The 17,286-nt window shown below is 42.0% G+C and carries 12 protein-coding genes, 1 tRNA gene and 1 pseudogene; 9 read left to right on the forward strand and 5 right to left on the reverse strand.

Features of this window, described 5'->3' with window-relative positions; translation table 11 throughout:
* Positions 1-13: 13 nt before the first annotated feature.
* The gene (gene rnt / locus FTV28_RS03430; RefSeq protein ID WP_096902181.1) at positions 14-676 is read right to left on the reverse strand and encodes a ribonuclease T; all 663 of its coding nucleotides are present in this window, start codon (positions 674-676) and stop codon (positions 14-16) included.
* On the reverse strand, positions 661-1,695 hold the full coding sequence (gene pyrC, locus FTV28_RS03435; protein WP_154320497.1) for a dihydroorotase: 1,035 nt from the start codon (positions 1,693-1,695) through the stop codon (positions 661-663). Before pyrC ends, rnt begins: the two co-directional genes overlap by 16 nt.
* Positions 1,696-1,892: 197 nt before the next feature.
* On the opposite strand from pyrC, the gene FTV28_RS03440 reads away from it, so the two are divergent.
* Positions 1,893-3,152 (forward strand): GGDEF domain-containing protein, encoded by a 1,260-nt coding sequence (locus FTV28_RS03440; RefSeq protein WP_154320498.1) that lies wholly within the window; start codon positions 1,893-1,895, stop codon positions 3,150-3,152.
* A gap of 116 nt (positions 3,153-3,268) precedes the next feature.
* Here the strand turns inward: FTV28_RS03440 and argG are convergent, their stop codons facing one another.
* Complete coding sequence (argG, locus tag FTV28_RS03445) at positions 3,269-4,612, reverse strand: argininosuccinate synthase (RefSeq protein WP_004972682.1); 1,344 nt, start codon at positions 4,610-4,612, stop codon at positions 3,269-3,271.
* A 610-nt stretch (positions 4,613-5,222) separates the two neighbouring features.
* Between argG and FTV28_RS03450 the strand changes: the two genes are divergently transcribed.
* Both FTV28_RS03450 and FTV28_RS03455 read left to right on the forward strand, forming a co-directional pair.
* Entirely contained in the window at positions 5,223-7,256 is a 2,034-nt protein-coding gene (locus FTV28_RS03450; protein WP_004972684.1) for an NADPH-dependent 2,4-dienoyl-CoA reductase, read from the forward strand.
* A 129-nt stretch (positions 7,257-7,385) separates the two neighbouring features.
* Positions 7,386-7,475 (forward strand) — tRNA-Ser (locus FTV28_RS03455).
* Between the two features lie 250 nt (positions 7,476-7,725).
* On the opposite strand, the pseudogene FTV28_RS03460 reads toward FTV28_RS03455, so the two are convergent.
* Positions 7,726-8,507: pseudogene (locus tag FTV28_RS03460) on the reverse strand (IS3 family transposase); the annotation flags it as partial.
* Between the two features lie 89 nt (positions 8,508-8,596).
* Here FTV28_RS03460 and FTV28_RS03465 point away from each other — a divergent pair.
* The 4 genes from FTV28_RS03465 to purL all read left to right on the forward strand — a co-directional run bounded on the left by FTV28_RS03465 (position 8,597) and on the right by purL (position 14,895).
* Positions 8,597-8,914: a hypothetical protein gene (locus FTV28_RS03465; RefSeq protein ID WP_257222792.1), complete on the forward strand. Its 318-nt coding sequence runs from the start codon at positions 8,597-8,599 to the stop codon at positions 8,912-8,914.
* Between the two features lie 83 nt (positions 8,915-8,997).
* Positions 8,998-9,957, forward strand: coding sequence for a type VI secretion system-associated protein TagF (tagF, locus tag FTV28_RS03470; RefSeq protein ID WP_179989464.1), 960 nt, complete (start codon positions 8,998-9,000; stop codon positions 9,955-9,957).
* 2 nt (positions 9,958-9,959) lie between these two features.
* Positions 9,960-10,727 carry an OmpA family protein gene (locus FTV28_RS03475; RefSeq protein ID WP_131261579.1) on the forward strand — a complete coding sequence of 256 codons (768 nt, stop codon included), beginning with the start codon at positions 9,960-9,962 and terminating at the stop codon, positions 10,725-10,727.
* Between the two features lie 331 nt (positions 10,728-11,058).
* Positions 11,059-14,895 carry a phosphoribosylformylglycinamidine synthase gene (gene purL, locus FTV28_RS03480; protein WP_179989408.1) on the forward strand — a complete coding sequence of 1,279 codons (3,837 nt, stop codon included), beginning with the start codon at positions 11,059-11,061 and terminating at the stop codon, positions 14,893-14,895.
* A 26-nt stretch (positions 14,896-14,921) separates the two neighbouring features.
* On the opposite strand, the gene FTV28_RS13540 is transcribed toward purL, so the two are convergent.
* Entirely contained in the window at positions 14,922-15,053 is a 132-nt protein-coding gene (locus tag FTV28_RS13540) for a hypothetical protein (RefSeq protein ID WP_256732322.1), read from the reverse strand.
* A gap of 51 nt (positions 15,054-15,104) precedes the next feature.
* On the opposite strand from FTV28_RS13540, the gene FTV28_RS03485 reads away from it, so the two are divergent.
* Both FTV28_RS03485 and epmA read left to right on the forward strand, forming a co-directional pair.
* Positions 15,105-16,172, forward strand: coding sequence for a 4-phosphoerythronate dehydrogenase (locus FTV28_RS03485; protein ID WP_004972744.1), 1,068 nt, complete (start codon positions 15,105-15,107; stop codon positions 16,170-16,172).
* The gene (epmA, locus tag FTV28_RS03490; RefSeq protein ID WP_096902381.1) at positions 16,169-17,149 is read left to right on the forward strand and encodes an EF-P lysine aminoacylase EpmA; all 981 of its coding nucleotides are present in this window, start codon (positions 16,169-16,171) and stop codon (positions 17,147-17,149) included. The genes FTV28_RS03485 and epmA overlap by 4 nt, the downstream gene beginning before the upstream one ends.
* Positions 17,150-17,286 lie beyond the last annotated feature (137 nt).

The following is a 17,286-nucleotide window of genomic DNA, read 5'->3' on the forward strand; positions in this document are numbered from 1 at the left end:
AGTACAAATCGTATTATTGATCTGTGTTGAGTAAGTTCTCTACCATGTGCGGCGCAAGTTTATTTAGAATAAAACAAAACAGCTCTGCAGTTTTTTGCGTATCGTATAAAGCTGAATGAGCTTCTTTGCCATCAAACTCAATACCTGCCTGAATGCATGATTTTGCCAGCACCGTTTGACCAAACATCACCGCACTTAAAGTCACTGTATCAAACACTGAAAAGCTGTGGAATGGGTTTTGGTTTTTCGTGCCTGTGCGGGCAATGGCTGCTTGTACAAAGCCTAAATCGAAATGCGCATTGTGACCGACCAAAATGGCATGGGTACAATTCTGTTGGCGACGCACTTCATTGACTGATTTGAAAATCCGTTTTAATGCGGTTTTTTCATCTTCAGCCATAGCCATACGCATAGGGTTGAAAGGATCAATCCCAATAAAGTCCAACGAACGACGGTCTAAATTTGCCCCTTCAAACGGGTTGATATGCGCATGATACGCTTCACCTGGTACAAATTTGCCATCCGCATCATAAATAATTGGAATGGCAGCAATTTCCAACAAAGCATCGGTTTGGGCATTAAAGCCTGCGGTTTCCACATCAACCACCACAGGCAAAAAACCACGAAAACGTTGCCCCATCACGGGCAAAGTTGTATCTGTCACACTTTTCTCCATTGAATGGTTTTACCCGCATATAACGGAATAATTTGTTCACCATCCAAGTAGTCTAAACTGGTTGGAATGATTTGCTCTTCTTTCACCAAAGTAATGGTGTTGGTATTACGCGGCAAACCATAAAAATCTGCACCAAAGAAGCTTGCAAAGCCTTCTAAGCGGTCAATACGTCCAACTTGATCAAAAGCTTGTGCATAAAGCTCAATTGCCGTAGGCGCACTATAGCAGCCTGCACAGCCACATGCATTTTCTTTGGCATTTTTTGAGTGCGGTGCGCTATCTGTCCCTAAGAAAAATTTAGGATTTCCGCTAGTTGCGACTTCTAATAAGGTTTGTTGATGGGTTTGACGCTTTAAAATAGGCAAACAATAGAAATGCGGTTTTATGCCACCTACTAACATATCATTACGGTTAAATAATAAATGTTGTGGGGTAATGGTTGCTGCGACATTACGGCCTTGTTCTAAAACAAATTGCGCTGCTTCAGAGGTCGTAATGTGTTCAAGCACCAATTTTAAGTTTGGAAATTGTTGTAATAATGGTGAAAGCACTTCATCTAAGAAACGTTTTTCACGGTCAAAAATATCGACATGATTGTGCGTGACTTCGCCGTGCAGTAATAATGGCACTTGTTGTTCTTCAAGTTGCTCAATCACCGCATATACTTTACGAATGTCGCTCACCCCATTGTCTGAATTGGTGGTCGCGCCAGCAGGGTAAAGTTTAATGGCATTCACATGCGCAGAGGCTTTAATTTTCTTGACTTCTTCGGGAGAGGTTTGATCGGTAAAATACAACACCATACGCGGATCAAAATTTACACCTTCAGGGACGTGTGCCATGATGCGTTCACGATACGCTTCCGCTTCTTCTACCGTTTTTACTGGTGGAACAAGGTTAGGCATACAAATTGCGCGTGAAAATTGCTTGGCAAGATCGGGAACAGTACGTTGTAGTGCTAAACCATCACGTAAATGAGCATGCCAGTCATCTGGCTGGATAAGAGTAATCGTATTCAAGGCGCTGCCAGTCTGAAAAATAAAACAGATGATAATCTATAAATGTTAAAATGGTAACGTCGAAAGCCATAAAAAATAGAAATGCCTGAATTAATTGTTTCGACATTGTGTTATTTTTAAACCACTAAAAAAATTATATTCAGGTTGTTACAGTTTTGCTGTGCAACAATCGTGATTAAATGGAATTTAAAGCATCCATGGAATACAAATATAAGTTAGCCAAGCTACAGTACGACAAAGAAAAAAATGAAGAGTTGATTAAACGTCAACGTAAACGTGCGGGGCAGGTTTTTCCGAAACAACTGGAAGTTGAGTTTTGGCAACAGCATCTTGAACAAGCTCGGCACAACATTAACCAATATTTTTGGTCGGGCGTACTCATCTACTTTATTATCACCGTGCTGATGATTACTGGGGATTATTGGATTATTGATCGTAATTTTTTTAAACACGATTTTATCCACTCTTTACTAGGCTTGGTCAATGGCGCGTTTTGCTTACTGACCCTGTTCTTTTTTGCCCATTATAAAATTTTGCGCCCGTATTATGCCTATGCCGCCATGGCTATGATTTTTTGGGCCATTGTGTCGATGACCTGGCTGACCATGACGGTGCATACCGAAGTGTTTAGACACCAAGCCATGATGATCATCAGCATGATTTATATTATGGGTTTTGTACTGACGGGGGTGAAGCCGTTTCACATGCTGCTGACTGGGTTAATGGCGGCTGTGGTTGCCATGATTATGCTATTAACCTTGTATATTCCAATTGATGTGATGGTGATGGGGCGGGTGTTGGTTGGCAGTACGGTAGTGGGTTTTTTAATCAGTAAAATGCTGTGTACCCGTGAGCGGATGATTTTTTTGGTCATGCACCAAGCCCGACTTAGTGAAAAAATTAACCGTATTCATGCTGAAGAATTGTTGCATTTAAGTCAGCATGACGCGCTGACTAAAGTATCCAACAGACGTACTTTTGATGAAATGCTGGACAGCTATTTCGAACAGGCACGGCATGATGAAGTGCCATTGTCTTTACTCTTTATCGATGTCGATTTTTTTAAAAAATATAACGATCATTATGGGCATCAAAAGGGAGATGAAGTCATTTCAGCGATTGCCAAATCCATTAAAGACTCAATTCGTCACATGGATTTTGTTGCGCGTTATGGTGGTGAAGAATTTGTGGTGTTATTGCCAGAAACCGATGCGCATGGTGCGTATGCTGTGGCTTCCAATATTTTTAAAGCGGTTGAGCGTTTAGCGATTCCACATAGTCAATCTTTGGTTGCCAGTAATGTCACCATCAGTTTGGGCTTTACCGTCTATAAAGGTGAGGCGGACATTTTTAAAAGCGATTTCTTACAACGTGCAGACCAAGCCTTGTACCGTGCGAAACAGTTGGGACGTAATCAAATTTATTACCACACTTTGCAGGTGGAAGAAGTGCTGTAAATTTTTCTATTGCAGCTTTCATTTAGTATGAATTGTTTAGTCCTCATGTTTAAACAAACATAAAAAAGCCGCTCAATTTGAGCGGCTTTCGATTTCACAAAATCATCACCAAGTGATTATTTGTTTTTGTCTTTCAATTGTGGCACTGCAGAACCTGAACCAATCGACAATAAGCCAGAATTGGTATAAAGACCCAATTTAGCGCGTGTATCGGTAATGTCTAGGTTACGCATAGTTAACTGACCAATACGATCCATTGGCGTAAACATTGAATCACCTTTTTCCATCGTTAAACGCTCAGCTTCATAAGTGAGGTTCGGAGATTCAGTGTTCATAATGGTATAGTCATTACCACGACGTAATTCTAAAGTCACTGTACCAGTAATTGCTTTAGCCACCCAACGCTGCGCAGTTTCACGTAACATTAACGCTTGAGAATCGAACCAACGACCTTGATACAATAAACGACCTAAACGTAAACCGTTAATGCGGTATTGTTCAATAGTATCTTCATTGTGAATACCCGTAACCAAACGCTCATAAGCAATGTGCAATAACGCCATGCCTGGTGCTTCATAAATACCGCGAGATTTTGCTTCAATAATACGGTTTTCGATTTGGTCAGACATCCCCAAACCATGACGACCACCAATACGGTTCGCTTCAAGAATCAACTCAACAGGGTTTTCAAAACGCTGACCGTTTAATGCAACTGGCATACCTTCTTCAAAGGTAACCGACACTTCTTCGGCTTTAACTTCAACGTCATCTTTCCAGAACGCCACGCCCATGATTGGATCAACGATTTTGATGCCAGCATCTAGGTACTCAAGGTCTTTCGCTTCGTGTGTTGCACCTAGCATGTTTGAGTCAGTTGAATAAGCTTTTTCTTTTGACATTTTATAGTCAAAACCATTGTCGATAAGGAATTGTGACATTTCCGCACGACCGCCTAATTCATCAATAAAGGTTTGGTCTAACCACGGCTTATAAATTTTAAGCGCAGGATTAGTCAATAAACCATAACGATAGAAACGCTCAATATCGTTACCTTTATAGGTTGAACCATCACCCCAGATGTTTACGTCATCTTCTTTCATGGCAGTCACTAGCATTGTACCTGTTACTGCACGACCAAGCGGGGTGGTGTTAAAGTAAGGTATACCGCCTGTGCTGATATGGAATGCACCACATTGGATGGCAGCAATACCTTCCAAAGCCAACTGCATACGGCAGTCAACCAAGACTGCTTTTACCGCACCGTATTCTTCGGCTTTCTTTGGAATGGCATCATAGTCATCTTCATCTGGCTGACCCAAGTTTGCGGTATACGCATATGGTTCAGCGCCTTTTTGCTTCATCCACAATAAAGCAGCTGAAGTATCTAGACCACCAGAAAAGGCGATACCGACTTTTTTGCCTACTGGTACATTCTGCAAGATAGTTGCATTATCAGTCATTGCTAGTCCTAACTTTTTTAAAATAGGCACCACATTTGGTGGCCAAGGAGAATTCTAAACTGCAAATTATAGCACTCTTTAAAATGCTTGTTTTCGTTAAAAAAGCGCATTTGATAAAAAAATCAGGTTCAGGCTTAAATTTTCATTTAGAAATGGCAAACTTGGTATAGATGTTGAAGATCAAAACCTGCAATTGGGATGGTGCAGAATAAAATCACTTTTACTTTTGGGCGGTTTTATATCAAGTTTATATCAAGAATAGTTAGGGTCTATTGCCAAGTTTCATAACGCAATCTGAGAAAGTTTTAGCCACATGAGCAAGAACAAAGCACTGCTTTGTTTGCTGCGCAAGGGGACAAGCATATTTTTTGCTGCTATTGCGTTATGAGTCAGTCATTTAGAATGACTAAATTTCCTGCCTCATGCCTTAATCAGCTAAAAAACCTTGCGAGATATATCTCTCACGTCGCAAACATAGAAGAAGTGTCAACAGACCCTATAAATTGACGTTTGCGCCACACAGTCGAACTTTAGAGTCATAAACAGTTTATAAAAATCGGTTAAAGTATTCATGCAACAAGTTGCAAAGCTCATTATATAAGGACTCATCATGACAACTCGCTATGCAAATATTCTAAAACCATTACATTTAGGATTTACCACCATTAAAAACCGTGTCGTGATGGGTTCAATGCACACGGGTTTGGAAGATCGTTTTTATAATTATCCAAAACTGGCTGCTTATTTTGGCGAACGTGCCAAAGGTGGCGTGGGTTTAATTATTACAGGTGGTATTTCACCTAACCGTCAAGGCTGGTTATTGCCTGCGGGCGGTACTATGAACACATTGGGCGATGTTGCACCACATCGATTAGTGACACATGCCGTACATAAGCATGGTGCGAAAATTTTAATGCAAATTCTGCATTCAGGACGCTATGGTTATCAACCATTTGTGGTGTCTGCAAGTCCGATTAAATCTCCAATTTCACCATTTAAACCACGTAAAATGAGTGAAAGACAAATTTTAAATACCATTGAAGATTATGCGAAAACAGCTAGTTTAGCCAAAATGGCAGGCTACGATGGTGTCGAAATTATGGGTTCGGAAGGCTATTTACTGAATCAGTTTTTAAGCCGTCATGTGAATCAGCGTGAAGACCAATGGGGCGGTACGATTGAAAACCGTATGCGTTTTGCTTTAGAAGTAGTCAAAGCCATTCGCGCCGAAGTGGGTGAAAAATTTATTATCTGCTTCCGCTTGTCGATGCTGGATTTAGTCCACGATGGCAATACCATGCACGAAGTGATTACCGTTGCCAAAGCCTTAGAGCATGCGGGTGTGAACTTGCTCAATACAGGGATTGGCTGGCATGAAGCGCGCATTCCAACCATCGTGACTTCTGTGCCACGCGCAGCTTTTGTTGATTACACCGCAGAAGTGAAAAAACACGTTGAGATTCCTGTAATTGCATCCAACCGTATTAATATGCCTGATACTGCAGAAGAAATATTGGCAGCGGGTAAAGCTGATATGATTCAAATGGCACGACCATTGTTGGCAGATGCGTTTTGGGTCAATAAAACTGCGACCAATCGTGTCAATGAAATTAACACCTGTATTGCCTGTAACCAAGCGTGTTTAGATCATACCTTTAAAAATCAGCGTGCGACTTGTTTGGTCAATCCGCGTGCAGCCTATGAAACTGAATTGGTCTATGAAAAAACCAAGCAACCGAAGCGTATTGCAGTTGTCGGTGGTGGTGTTGCGGGAATGTCTGCTGCTACAGTTGCTGCTAGTCGTGGGCACCATGTGACTTTATTTGAAGCCAGCAACGAAGTGGGCGGTCAATTCAACTTGGCAAAAGTCGTGCCGGGCAAAGAAGAATTTCACGAAACCATTCGCTACTTTAAAGTGCAAATTGAAAAAACTGGGGTCGATTTGCGTTTAAATACCAAAGTCAACCGCGAGCAACTCGAACGTGAAGGTTTTGATGAAGTGGTCATTGCAACAGGTGTAGTACCACGTGCTTTAAAAATTGAAGGCAGCGATGCACCGCAAGTATTATCTTATGCAGAAGTATTACGTGGTGCACCTGTTGGACAAAAAGTCGCTGTGATTGGTGCAGGCGGTATCGGTTTTGATGTGTCGGAGTTTTTACTGAAACCTGAACATCAGCCACAACCGCAGCCTTTGGCAGATTGGCAGCGTGAGTGGGGAGTCGATCCGAATCCTAACTATGTGACTGAAGGTGGTATGCTTGCTCCAGAAGTTCATCCCCCAGTCCGTGAAATTTATTTATTGCAACGTAAGACGACAGCTTTAGGTGCAGGTTTGGGTAAAACTTCAGGATGGGTACATCGTGCACAGTTGAAAAAACATGCGGTGCGTATGCTACGTGGTGTGCAATATAAAGCCATCAGCAATGAAGGCTTGTGGATTGAAATGGCAGGTCAAGACCAATTGTTACGTGTAGATAGCATTGTAGTCTGTGCAGGGCAGGAGTCGGTTAAAGATTTAATGCCTGCGGCAGATGAAAATACTTTGGCTAACTATCATATTATTGGTGGTGCAAAGCTTGCTGCAGAGTTAGATGCAAAACGTGCGATTCGTGAAGGGGCTGAATTGGCTGCTAAACTTTAAAAAGTGAGGTGGCTATGCTGTTGTTTTGATGAACTTTAGCGCTGATTTGGTGAAACAATATTCACTTGAGTGCTTGAGTGGTATTTTTTACTTGTCATCAAATCAAAAGCTTCGTATCATGGCCCACATGGAAGCGTGGCAGAGCGGTTTAATGCACCGGTCTTGAAAACCGACGAGGGCGCGAGTCCTCCGTGAGTTCGAATCTCACCGCTTCCGCCAAATTTTTAAAAGACCCTTGATTTTCAAGGGCTTATTTTTTTCTGTAGTTTTACCCCTCAACCTACCCCTCATAAAATTTTGGATGTGACAAGCAAAAACAGGACGATTCAGGATAAGATAGGAAATGAGTATAAAACGTTAATAATTTTAAACTCATTTATAGCTTTGAAAAGATATTTTTTATTATATAAAAAAAGGTTCACGAATGAACTGAACCGTACCGGGTTTGTCGGAGACTTTTTTATTTAAGTTAGGCCACCTGACCTAACGGGTTAATCTTATCATAGTACATTGCTTCAAACTCAAAAGGTGATACATAACCCAGTGCACTGTGTACACGCTTTTTATTGAACCAATCTACCCAGTTTAGTGTCGCAAGTTGTACATCCGCTAAACCTTGCCAATCCGCTTTTAAATATTCAATCACCTCTGTTTTGTATAAGCCATTCACCGTTTCAGCCAAAGCATTATCGTATGAATCACCGGTCGTACCGACTGATGCTCGTAAGTTTGCTGCTTCTAAACGATTGGTATAACGAATGGAAAGATATTGCACGCCTCTGTCACTATGATGAATCACGTTCTTTGGCATGCCTCGATCATGCAATGCTTGCTCCAGTGCATCGAGCACCATATCTGTATTCATACGTGTTGATACTTTCCATCCAACAATTGCTCGCGAGAACACATCAATAATAAAGGCGGTATAGACCCAGCCTGAATGAGTTTGAATATACGTGAAGTCAGCGACCTGAGAAGCATTGCTTCGCAAGGGTCAGGATGATCTGCATTAAAATTGCGTTTTACTAAGTCATCTGCTCGTTTTTGATCATCTCGGCTACGGGTGGTTTGTTTATTTTTACCACGCCAAACACCTTGTATACCTAGCTTCTGCATCAATCGAGCAACTGTACAACGTGCGATAACATAACCTTCACGTTTCAATTGTTGCCAGACCTTACGCACACCATATCGACCTAAACTTTCTTTCCAAATACGTTTGATTTGCTCTGCATGATGTAAATCATGCAGAGCACGTTAAACTGATAGTTTTTGATGAGTGCCATAAGTACATCGATAGCCCAGAACTAGTAAAAGGACTTGTAGAAACGGTTCGTGAAATGCGTCATAAAGGTACCAGTGTGATGATTGCTAGCCAAGATCCACCATCTGTTCCAGTTGAGCTCATCCAGCTTTCATCTCAGATAATATTGCATAAGTTTAATGCTCCAGATTGGTTAAAACACATTCAGAAAGCTTGTATTGGATTGAAGTCTTTAACACCTGAGAAGCTTGGCGCATTAAAGCCAGGCGAGGCATATATTTGGTCTAGCAAAGCCAGCGATAACGCATTCGTGAGTGATGCAATGAAGATCCAGTGTCGACCTAGAGTGACCAAGCATGGTGGGGATACTTTGACTGCAGTATCAAACAATTGAAGGAAGATAGAGTTTATTTTCCTTTCTCTTTAGAAATCAAGATATCCTTTGTCAACTGGTTTTGAATGCTAAGCATTTAAAATATTTATGCTGGCAGTTTAAAAATAGTATTTGTATGGAAAATACCTGCCCGTGGTGATTTTATAAAGTCTAAAGGGCAATCGGAACTCATTCAGCAGCTCGATCAGTGGATTAGTAATGCACTGGAACATGCCATGCAGAGCGCAGATTTTAAACAGCGTTATGCAACTTTGCCTGCTTTAGATTTTTTGATTGCCCATCCAGCAGAACCAATGTTTTTAGCTGTTAATTTAAAGGCGAGCCAAGATAGCTCGGGGCGGGCATTTCCAATGCTACTGGGGCAGTTGTTTGAGGTCGAACAGCCGAGTCAAAAGTTATTATTTGTGCCGTTTTTTTACAAAGCTATTTGGACTGATTTATTGCAACGCAATCAGGTCTTAAGCAATATCCGTGATCCCAATATGTCATTTGAACTGTTGAATCAATTGCCGAATAGGGTTCAACTTTTGAGTGCAGAAGAATACCAAGACTTTTATGAAAAACACAGCACGCATTCATTGGCACAATTAATGAAAATCAGTGTCAATGACTTGGCTCAGAGTATGATTGGGTTGGGACTTTTACTGCAACCCGTCCTCAAAAATGGCACTCGTCGTTTAAACAAAGTGATGATTTTACCGCTGAATCATCCGCGATATTGCTTTGAAATCGCAGCATTTTGGATGGGCATGATCGGGCGGTTTTTAGGCGCGCATCATACTGAAATTTTGCTGGGGATACTACATTTTGAGGCACCCATTTTGATCATTGATTTTCAGGGGGCTGATGTCATGACGCTGCGCGATCTATTTATTCAAAATATGCAGGATGAACATTGGGTTTCTTTAATTCAAGCCACTTGGATTGATGCTTATTTAGAACAAAATGCAGGTCTTGCAACATTGGAACAATTACTTTGTCAGCGGCAGTTAAATCTTAACCAAGCCTTGAAGCTGTTTAGGCAAACTTTTTTAGATAAATAAATATGAAAAATAATCAAAAACGTATTCGCGTAAGTCTACTTATTGGCTTGTGTTTTTTAGTCCAAAGTCATTTGATCTATGCAGCGCCCATTGTTATAGAAGGTGTGGTGCCAAACGAAGCAAGTAAACAAGCTATTTTGGCGAAAATGCAAGCTGTGTATGGTGAAACGCAGGTACTAGATAAAATTCAAGTCCGTGCAGTTGTTGCACCGAATGGTTGGGATGACTCAGTTTCGCGTATGATTACAGCGGATTTAAAAAAGATTTCGCAAGGGCAGTTACGTGTGAAAGGGACTCAAATTGATTTGATAGGAAAGGTGAGTGCTGCTCATCAAATTCAAGCCACGACAGCAAACTTTCAGGCTTTGGTACAGCAGCCTTATCGTTTAAACACGCAGCTTTCAGGGAATCAGTATGAACAAAAGATGCTGGATGCTACGCTCAAAAACAGGATTATTGAGTTTGAATCGGGTAGTGCGATTTTAACTGATGCAGGTCAAAAAATTCTGGATGAAATGGTTGTGGCATTGAAGCAAGTTGGCACCAAAAAAGTGAAAATTGTTGGACATACAGACAGTTCGGGCGACGCGCATAAAAATATAGTGTTAAGCCAATCACGTGCAGAAGTGGTAAAAAATTACTTGGTCGATAAAGGTATTACGGCAACGCATTTAAGCACCGAAGGTCAAGGTTCTAATCAGCCTGTCGCAGACAATACAACGCTAGAAGGACGTAAGAAAAATCGACGTATTGAATTTGAGGTGCTTTGATTAGTTGATATCGAGCAAGGCGGAAGATGATCGCCATGTCCTGATCTTTAGAGCATCTGTGTGTAAACAGATGGCATAGAAAATAAAAACAGCATCAATCATTCAGTAATTTCCACAGTGATAGTGCTTTGTGCAATTTAAAGCACGAATCTTGAATACATTGATCTGAAATAGAGGCTTTAAATCAACATTCGGAAGTTTTACTGCCGAAACGCGCCAAGAAAACCATTTTCCATCTAGCTGATTATGGCATTTCACAGTAGAATATGCGCTCTCTTCAAGTCACATTGTGGCATGGTCCAAAAGATCAGCCCGTGGAGCCAAAATCAGCATGTTTATCGTTGCCGGTGCACCTGCACATTCATCTTTTAAGAAAACTCAACTCTTAAACCGTTTAGCGTCAATGAGTTCTGTTCAATCTTTCGATAGCCAATGGGTTTATTTATTTGACCAAGCGCTCGACGAGCAACAACAGCAATCTGCTTTACAGCTTTTAAACGATGGTGCATCTTTTGAATTACGCCAAGCTGCAAGTGATGAAGTTCAAATTTTAGTGACACCACGTGTGGGCACAATTTCTCCTTGGTCATCAAAAGCAACCGATATTTTTGCCAACTGTAATACGCCTGTACACCGCCTAGAACGCGGTGTTTTGTTTACCTTAAAAGGTATTACAGACGTTTCAAACGAAGTAAAACAAGTATTGCATGACCGCATGACCGAAAGTGTGTTTAACCACATTAACGATGCTGCAGCGTTATTTGTTGAAACTGAACCAAAACCTTTAAATAGCATTGATATTTTGGGTGAAGGCAAAGCGGCATTGGTAAAAGCCAACAGTGAGTTTGGTTTTGCCTTGTCTGATGAAGAAATTGATTATTTAACCGAAGCATTTATCAAGTTAGGCCGTAATCCGCATGACATTGAATTGATGATGTTTGCACAAGCCAACTCTGAGCACTGCCGTCACAAAATCTTTGGTTCTGAATGGACAATTGATGGCGAAGTACAGCCATTGTCATTGTTCCAAATGATCAAAAATACTTATAAAGAATCACCAACAGACGTATTGTCGGCTTACAAAGACAACGCTTCGGTGATTGTTGGTTTTGATACGCAGCGTTTCTATCCGAAAAAAGATGCTGCAACAGGTCACTACGTTTATAAATATAAGAGCCAAGCTGCCCACATTCTTATGAAAGTGGAAACACACAACCACCCAACTGCAATTGCACCATTTGCAGGTGCTGCGACAGGTTCGGGTGGTGAAATCCGTGATGAAGGCGCGACAGGTCGTGGTGGTAAACCAAAAGCAGGTTTAACAGGCTTTACAGTATCGAATTTAAATATTCCTGGTTTTGAACAGCCTTGGGAAGAAAACTATGGCAAGCCTTCACGTATGGCATCGCCATTACAAATTATGATTGAAGGCCCATTGGGCGGTGCAGCGTTTAACAACGAATTTGGTCGTCCTGCGTTAAATGGTTACTTCCGTACTTTCGAGCAAAACGTGAATGGTGAAGTAAAAGGCTTCCATAAACCAATCATGATTGCAGGTGGTTACGGCAACATTCGTCCAGACCATGTCGAAAAAGACCCAATTCAGCCAGGCGATTTATTAATCGTTTTAGGCGGCCCTGCGATGTTGATCGGTTTAGGCGGTGGCGCTGCATCTTCTGTAGATAGCGGAACCATGGGTGAAAATCTTGACTTCGCTTCAGTACAACGTGAAAACCCAGAAATGGAACGCCGTTGCCAAGAAGTGATTGATACATGCTGGCGTTTGGAAGATGCTAACCCAATCGTATCAGTGCATGACGTGGGTGCAGGTGGTATTTCAAACGCAATGCCTGAGTTGGTGAATGATCACGAACTAGGTGCTGTACTTGATTTGCGTAAGATTCCATCTTTAGAACCAGGCATGTCACCAATGGAAATTTGGTCAAACGAAGCGCAAGAGCGTTATGTATTGGCCATCCGTCCAAGTTCTTTAGAATTATTTGAATCAATCTGTGCGCGTGAGCGTTGTCCGTTTGCAGTATTGGGTGAAGCGACAGAAGCGCGTCATTTAACGGTTGAAGATCCACTGTTCAATAACAAAGCTGTAGATATGCCAATGCAGGTCTTGTTAGGTGGTACGCCACGCATGAGCCGTTCTTATGAAAGCATTGAGCGTCAAGGTGATGATTTTGATGCAGCTCAAGTTACTGATCTGAAAGATGCGATTTACCGTGTCATCAAGAATCCAACTGTTGCTTCTAAATCATTCCTAATCACGATTGGTGACCGTTCAATTACAGGTATGGTTGCACGTGATCAGTTGGTTGGCCCATGGCAGGTGCCTGTTGCAGATGCAGCAGTAACCACTACCAGCTTGCAAGGCTTTACAGGTGAAGCAATGGCGATGGGTGAACGTCCACCTGTAGCTTTATTAAACCCTGCAGCATCTGCGCGTTTGGCAGTGGCAGAATCTATTTCCAATATCATGTCAGCCAAAATTGACCAGATCAGCGACATTAAATTATCTGCAAACTGGATGGCAGCAGCAGGTCAAAAAGGCGAAGACCAAGCTTTGTTTGAAGGTGTAAAAGCCATTGGTATGGAAATGTGTCCTGCGCTAGGAATTGCAATTCCAGTAGGTAAAGACTCATTGTCTATGCGTACCACTTGGAATGACGAAGGTGTTGATAAATCTGTAACTTCACCAATGTCAGGTGTAATTACTGCATTTGCACCAGTGACCGATGTACGTAAAACACTAACCCCTGAATTGAAAAATACCGATTCAGTATTGGTACGTATTGACTTGTCTAAAGGTCAGTTCCGTTTAGGCGGTTCAATTTTAGCGCAAGTTTATAAAGCTATTGGTTCAGTAACACCAGATGTCGATAACTTTGACGAATTCAAAGCATTCTTTGCTTTGGTACAAGACTGGAATAACCGCGGCTTGATTCAAGCTTACCATGACATCGGTGATGGTGGTTTATTGGCAACTGTGACAGAAATGATGTTCGCTTCGCGTTTAGGCGTAGCGCTTGAAGATCAATCTGTTGCGGCATTGTTTGCTGAAGAAATTGGTGCAGTACTACAAATTTCTAAAGCGGATTGGGCTGACTTAGTTACTGAAGTTGCTGCATCTACTCTGAAAGATGCAATTTCGGTAGTCGGTACAGTTAATAACACCGACCAACTTGCTGTAAATGGCTTAGTGCTTGAGCGTGCTGATTTGCAAACGGCTTGGAGTGAAGTATCACACCAAATCCAGCGTTTACGTGACAACTCAGAAACTGCTGATCAAGAATTTGCCTTGATTACAGATAAGAACCACAAAGGCTTAATTGCTCAACCGACATTTGACTTAAATGAGCCAGTTGAAGCGCCATACATCAACACACGTCGTCCTAACATGGTGATTTTACGTGAACAAGGCGTAAACGGTCATGTAGAAATGGCGGCAGCATTTGACAAAGTCGGCTTTAACACCGTTGACGTACACATGAGTGACTTGCTTGCAGGGCGTGTCGATTTAGACGACTTTGAAGGCTTGGTTGCGTGTGGTGGTTTCTCTTACGGTGACGTATTAGGTGCTGGCGGTGGCTGGGCGAAGTCAGTCTTGTTCAACCCGAAATTACGCGACCAGTTTGAGAAATTCTTTAACCGTCAAGAAACGTTCTCACTGGGTATCTGTAACGGTTGTCAAATGTTGTCACAATTAGCACCACTCATTCCAGGTGCAGAAGCGTGGCCACGTTTCCATCGCAATACTTCAGAAGTGTTTGAAGCGCGTAGCGTTAACGTCCGTGTGGAAAAATCAAACTCTGTATTATTGCAAGATATGGAAGGCTCGATTTTACCAATCGCAGTGGCACATGGTGAAGGTCGCGTCGTTGCACCAGAAGCTAATTTGGCAGCCTTGAACGCAGGCAACCAAGTGATTTTACGTTATGTCGATAGCCACGGAAATGCGACTCAACATTATCCAATGAACCCGAATGGTTCGCCAGAAGGTATTTCAGGCGTAACTTCAAAAGATGGTCGTGCAACAATTATGATGCCGCACCCTGAACGTAATTTCCGTGCGCTTCAACATTCTTGGAAACCTGAAGAATGGACTGAAGATGGTGCATGGTTACGTATGTTCCGCAATGCGCGTAAATTTATTGGTTAAGATTTAACTCGCTTAATCTATAGCAGTCAGCCACCTTCGGGTGGCTGATTTTTTTGCTGTGAATATGCAACTTTTATATAGACGTGCATGTTTCCACCTAAATGAATCGTCGGCTTGCTGTTCAACAATTCTGCATTAATCTCAACAATCATAGTCATCCTAGACAACTCAAGCTATCATAAACAAGCAAACACACATGGGATGGCGTTATGAAAATCATTGCAGATGAAAATCTGGCATATACCGATTATTTCTTTGCAGATTTGGCAGAAATAGAGCACAAGGCTGGACGCCGTCTAACGCATCAAGATGTGCAAGATGCTGATGCGCTGCTAGTTCGTTCCGTCACCCAAGTGAATGCAGCATTGATTCAACAGACCGCGCTTCAATTTATTGGCAGCGCGACCATTGGCACAGACCACCTTGATATCCCAGCCATCGAGCAGCAGGGCATTGCATGGTCAAATGCGGCAGGTTGTAATGCGCAGGCGGTGAGTGAGTATGTGATTACCGCATTGCTTCATCTCGAGCCTGAATTACTACATGCCAATCAAAACTTTAAACTTGGCATTATTGGACTGGGCAATGTCGGCTCGCGCTTGGTCAAAATGGCACAATTATTAGGTTGGGATGTCATCGCATACGATCCATTTGTGCAGTTGCCCAATGTGCAGCAATGTGACTTAGATGCACTATTACAACAGGCAGATGCAATTTCCATTCATGTGCCATTAACAGAAACTGGTGAACATCCTACTCATCATTTAATTAATGCAGCGCGTTTGGCATGTATGAAGCCTCAAGCCATTCTGATTAATTCAGCGCGTGGGCCAGTGGTAGAAGAAGCGGCTTTAATGCAGGATATTCAACATACTCAGCGTTTAGTGGTATTAGATGTTTTTGAATATGAACCTGAAATCTCTGCAGAATTATTAGATTTGCTTGCTTTGGCAACCCCGCATATTGCAGGGTATAGCCTAGAAGGCAAGGCACGCGGCACACAAATGATTTATCAGGCTTTTTGTGAAAATTTTGGTTTAGATGCCACAAAACAATTTGAAACTCAATTGCCAAGCTGCGCGCAATATTTCAAAACCCAAGATTTGAAAAATAGTCTGCATGCACATTTAAGTCAAATTTATGATATTGCACAGGATGATGCCAATTTACGTGCCTGTGTCAAAGCGGGCAAAGTTGAGCAGCAGGCTTTTGATCATTTAAGAAAAACTTATCCTCTGCGTCGTGAATGGGCAGCACACGGAGGCCCGCAAGCATGAGTTCAAATCTCCAATATCAACCAACTTGCGACTTAAACAGCATGCGCGCACGTGCACAATTGTATGCACAAATACGCCAGTTTTTTGCGGAACGTGAAGTACTTGAAGTTGAAACGCCAATTTTGTCACAGGCAGGAGTGACAGATGTGCATTTGGCTTCAGTGCAAGCACAGCGCCATGTGCAGGGCAAATTGCATACGCACTATTTACAGACCTCACCTGAATTTGCCATGAAGCGTTTATTGGCCAGTGGTAGTGGTGCTATTTATCAAATTTGCAAAGTCTTTCGTGATGATGAGCATGGACGTAAACACAACAGCGAATTTACCATGTTGGAATGGTATCGTCCCGAATTTAGCCTGAAAGAGCTTATGTTTGAGGTGACAGATTTACTTAATCTGACGTTAAAACAACGCTTTGGCGAAGTACGTCCAACAGTGTTGAGTTATAAACACGCATTTATGGATCGTTTGGATTTAAATCCTTTACAGGCAAGTCTGCAACAATTGAAAGACTGCTGTCATCGTGTGGGTTTGCATCTGGATTTGGGTGATGACCGTCTAGGCTACATCGACCTATTGTTTTCACATTTTGTAGAACCAAGTTTGGGCTTTGATGCTCCTGTATTTTTAACCGATTTTCCACCTGAATTAGCATCTTTGGCTAAAACCAGAACAGATGATGATGGGGAATTGGTCGCAGCCCGTTTTGAGCTATATATCGAAGGTTTAGAGCTTGCCAATGCCTATGATGAATTGATTGATGCTACTGTGCTGCGTTCTCGTTTTGAAGCCGATAATGCAGAACGCGCACAACTTGGTTTACATGTGATGCCAATTGATGAATATTTATTGGCTGCGTTGCCGAACATGCCTGAATGTTCAGGTATCGCCTTGGGCATAGATCGCTTATTGATGATTGCAACTGAGCAGATGCGTTTAGAGCAAGTGATTAGCTTTCCTGCGCAGCTTGCCTAAAAGCAAAAGACAGTTTCTTATTTCAAGAAGGATTTATTTGAGCTAAAAAGCCGTAGCTTCTATATTTTAGAAGATTACGGCTTTTCGATCAGAAATTTAGGCTGACTTAAATAGGTTAAGAATGATAGATCAAAGAA

Source organism: Acinetobacter sp. YH12252 (assembly GCF_013417365.1).
Classification (GTDB): domain Bacteria; phylum Pseudomonadota; class Gammaproteobacteria; order Pseudomonadales; family Moraxellaceae; genus Acinetobacter; species Acinetobacter towneri.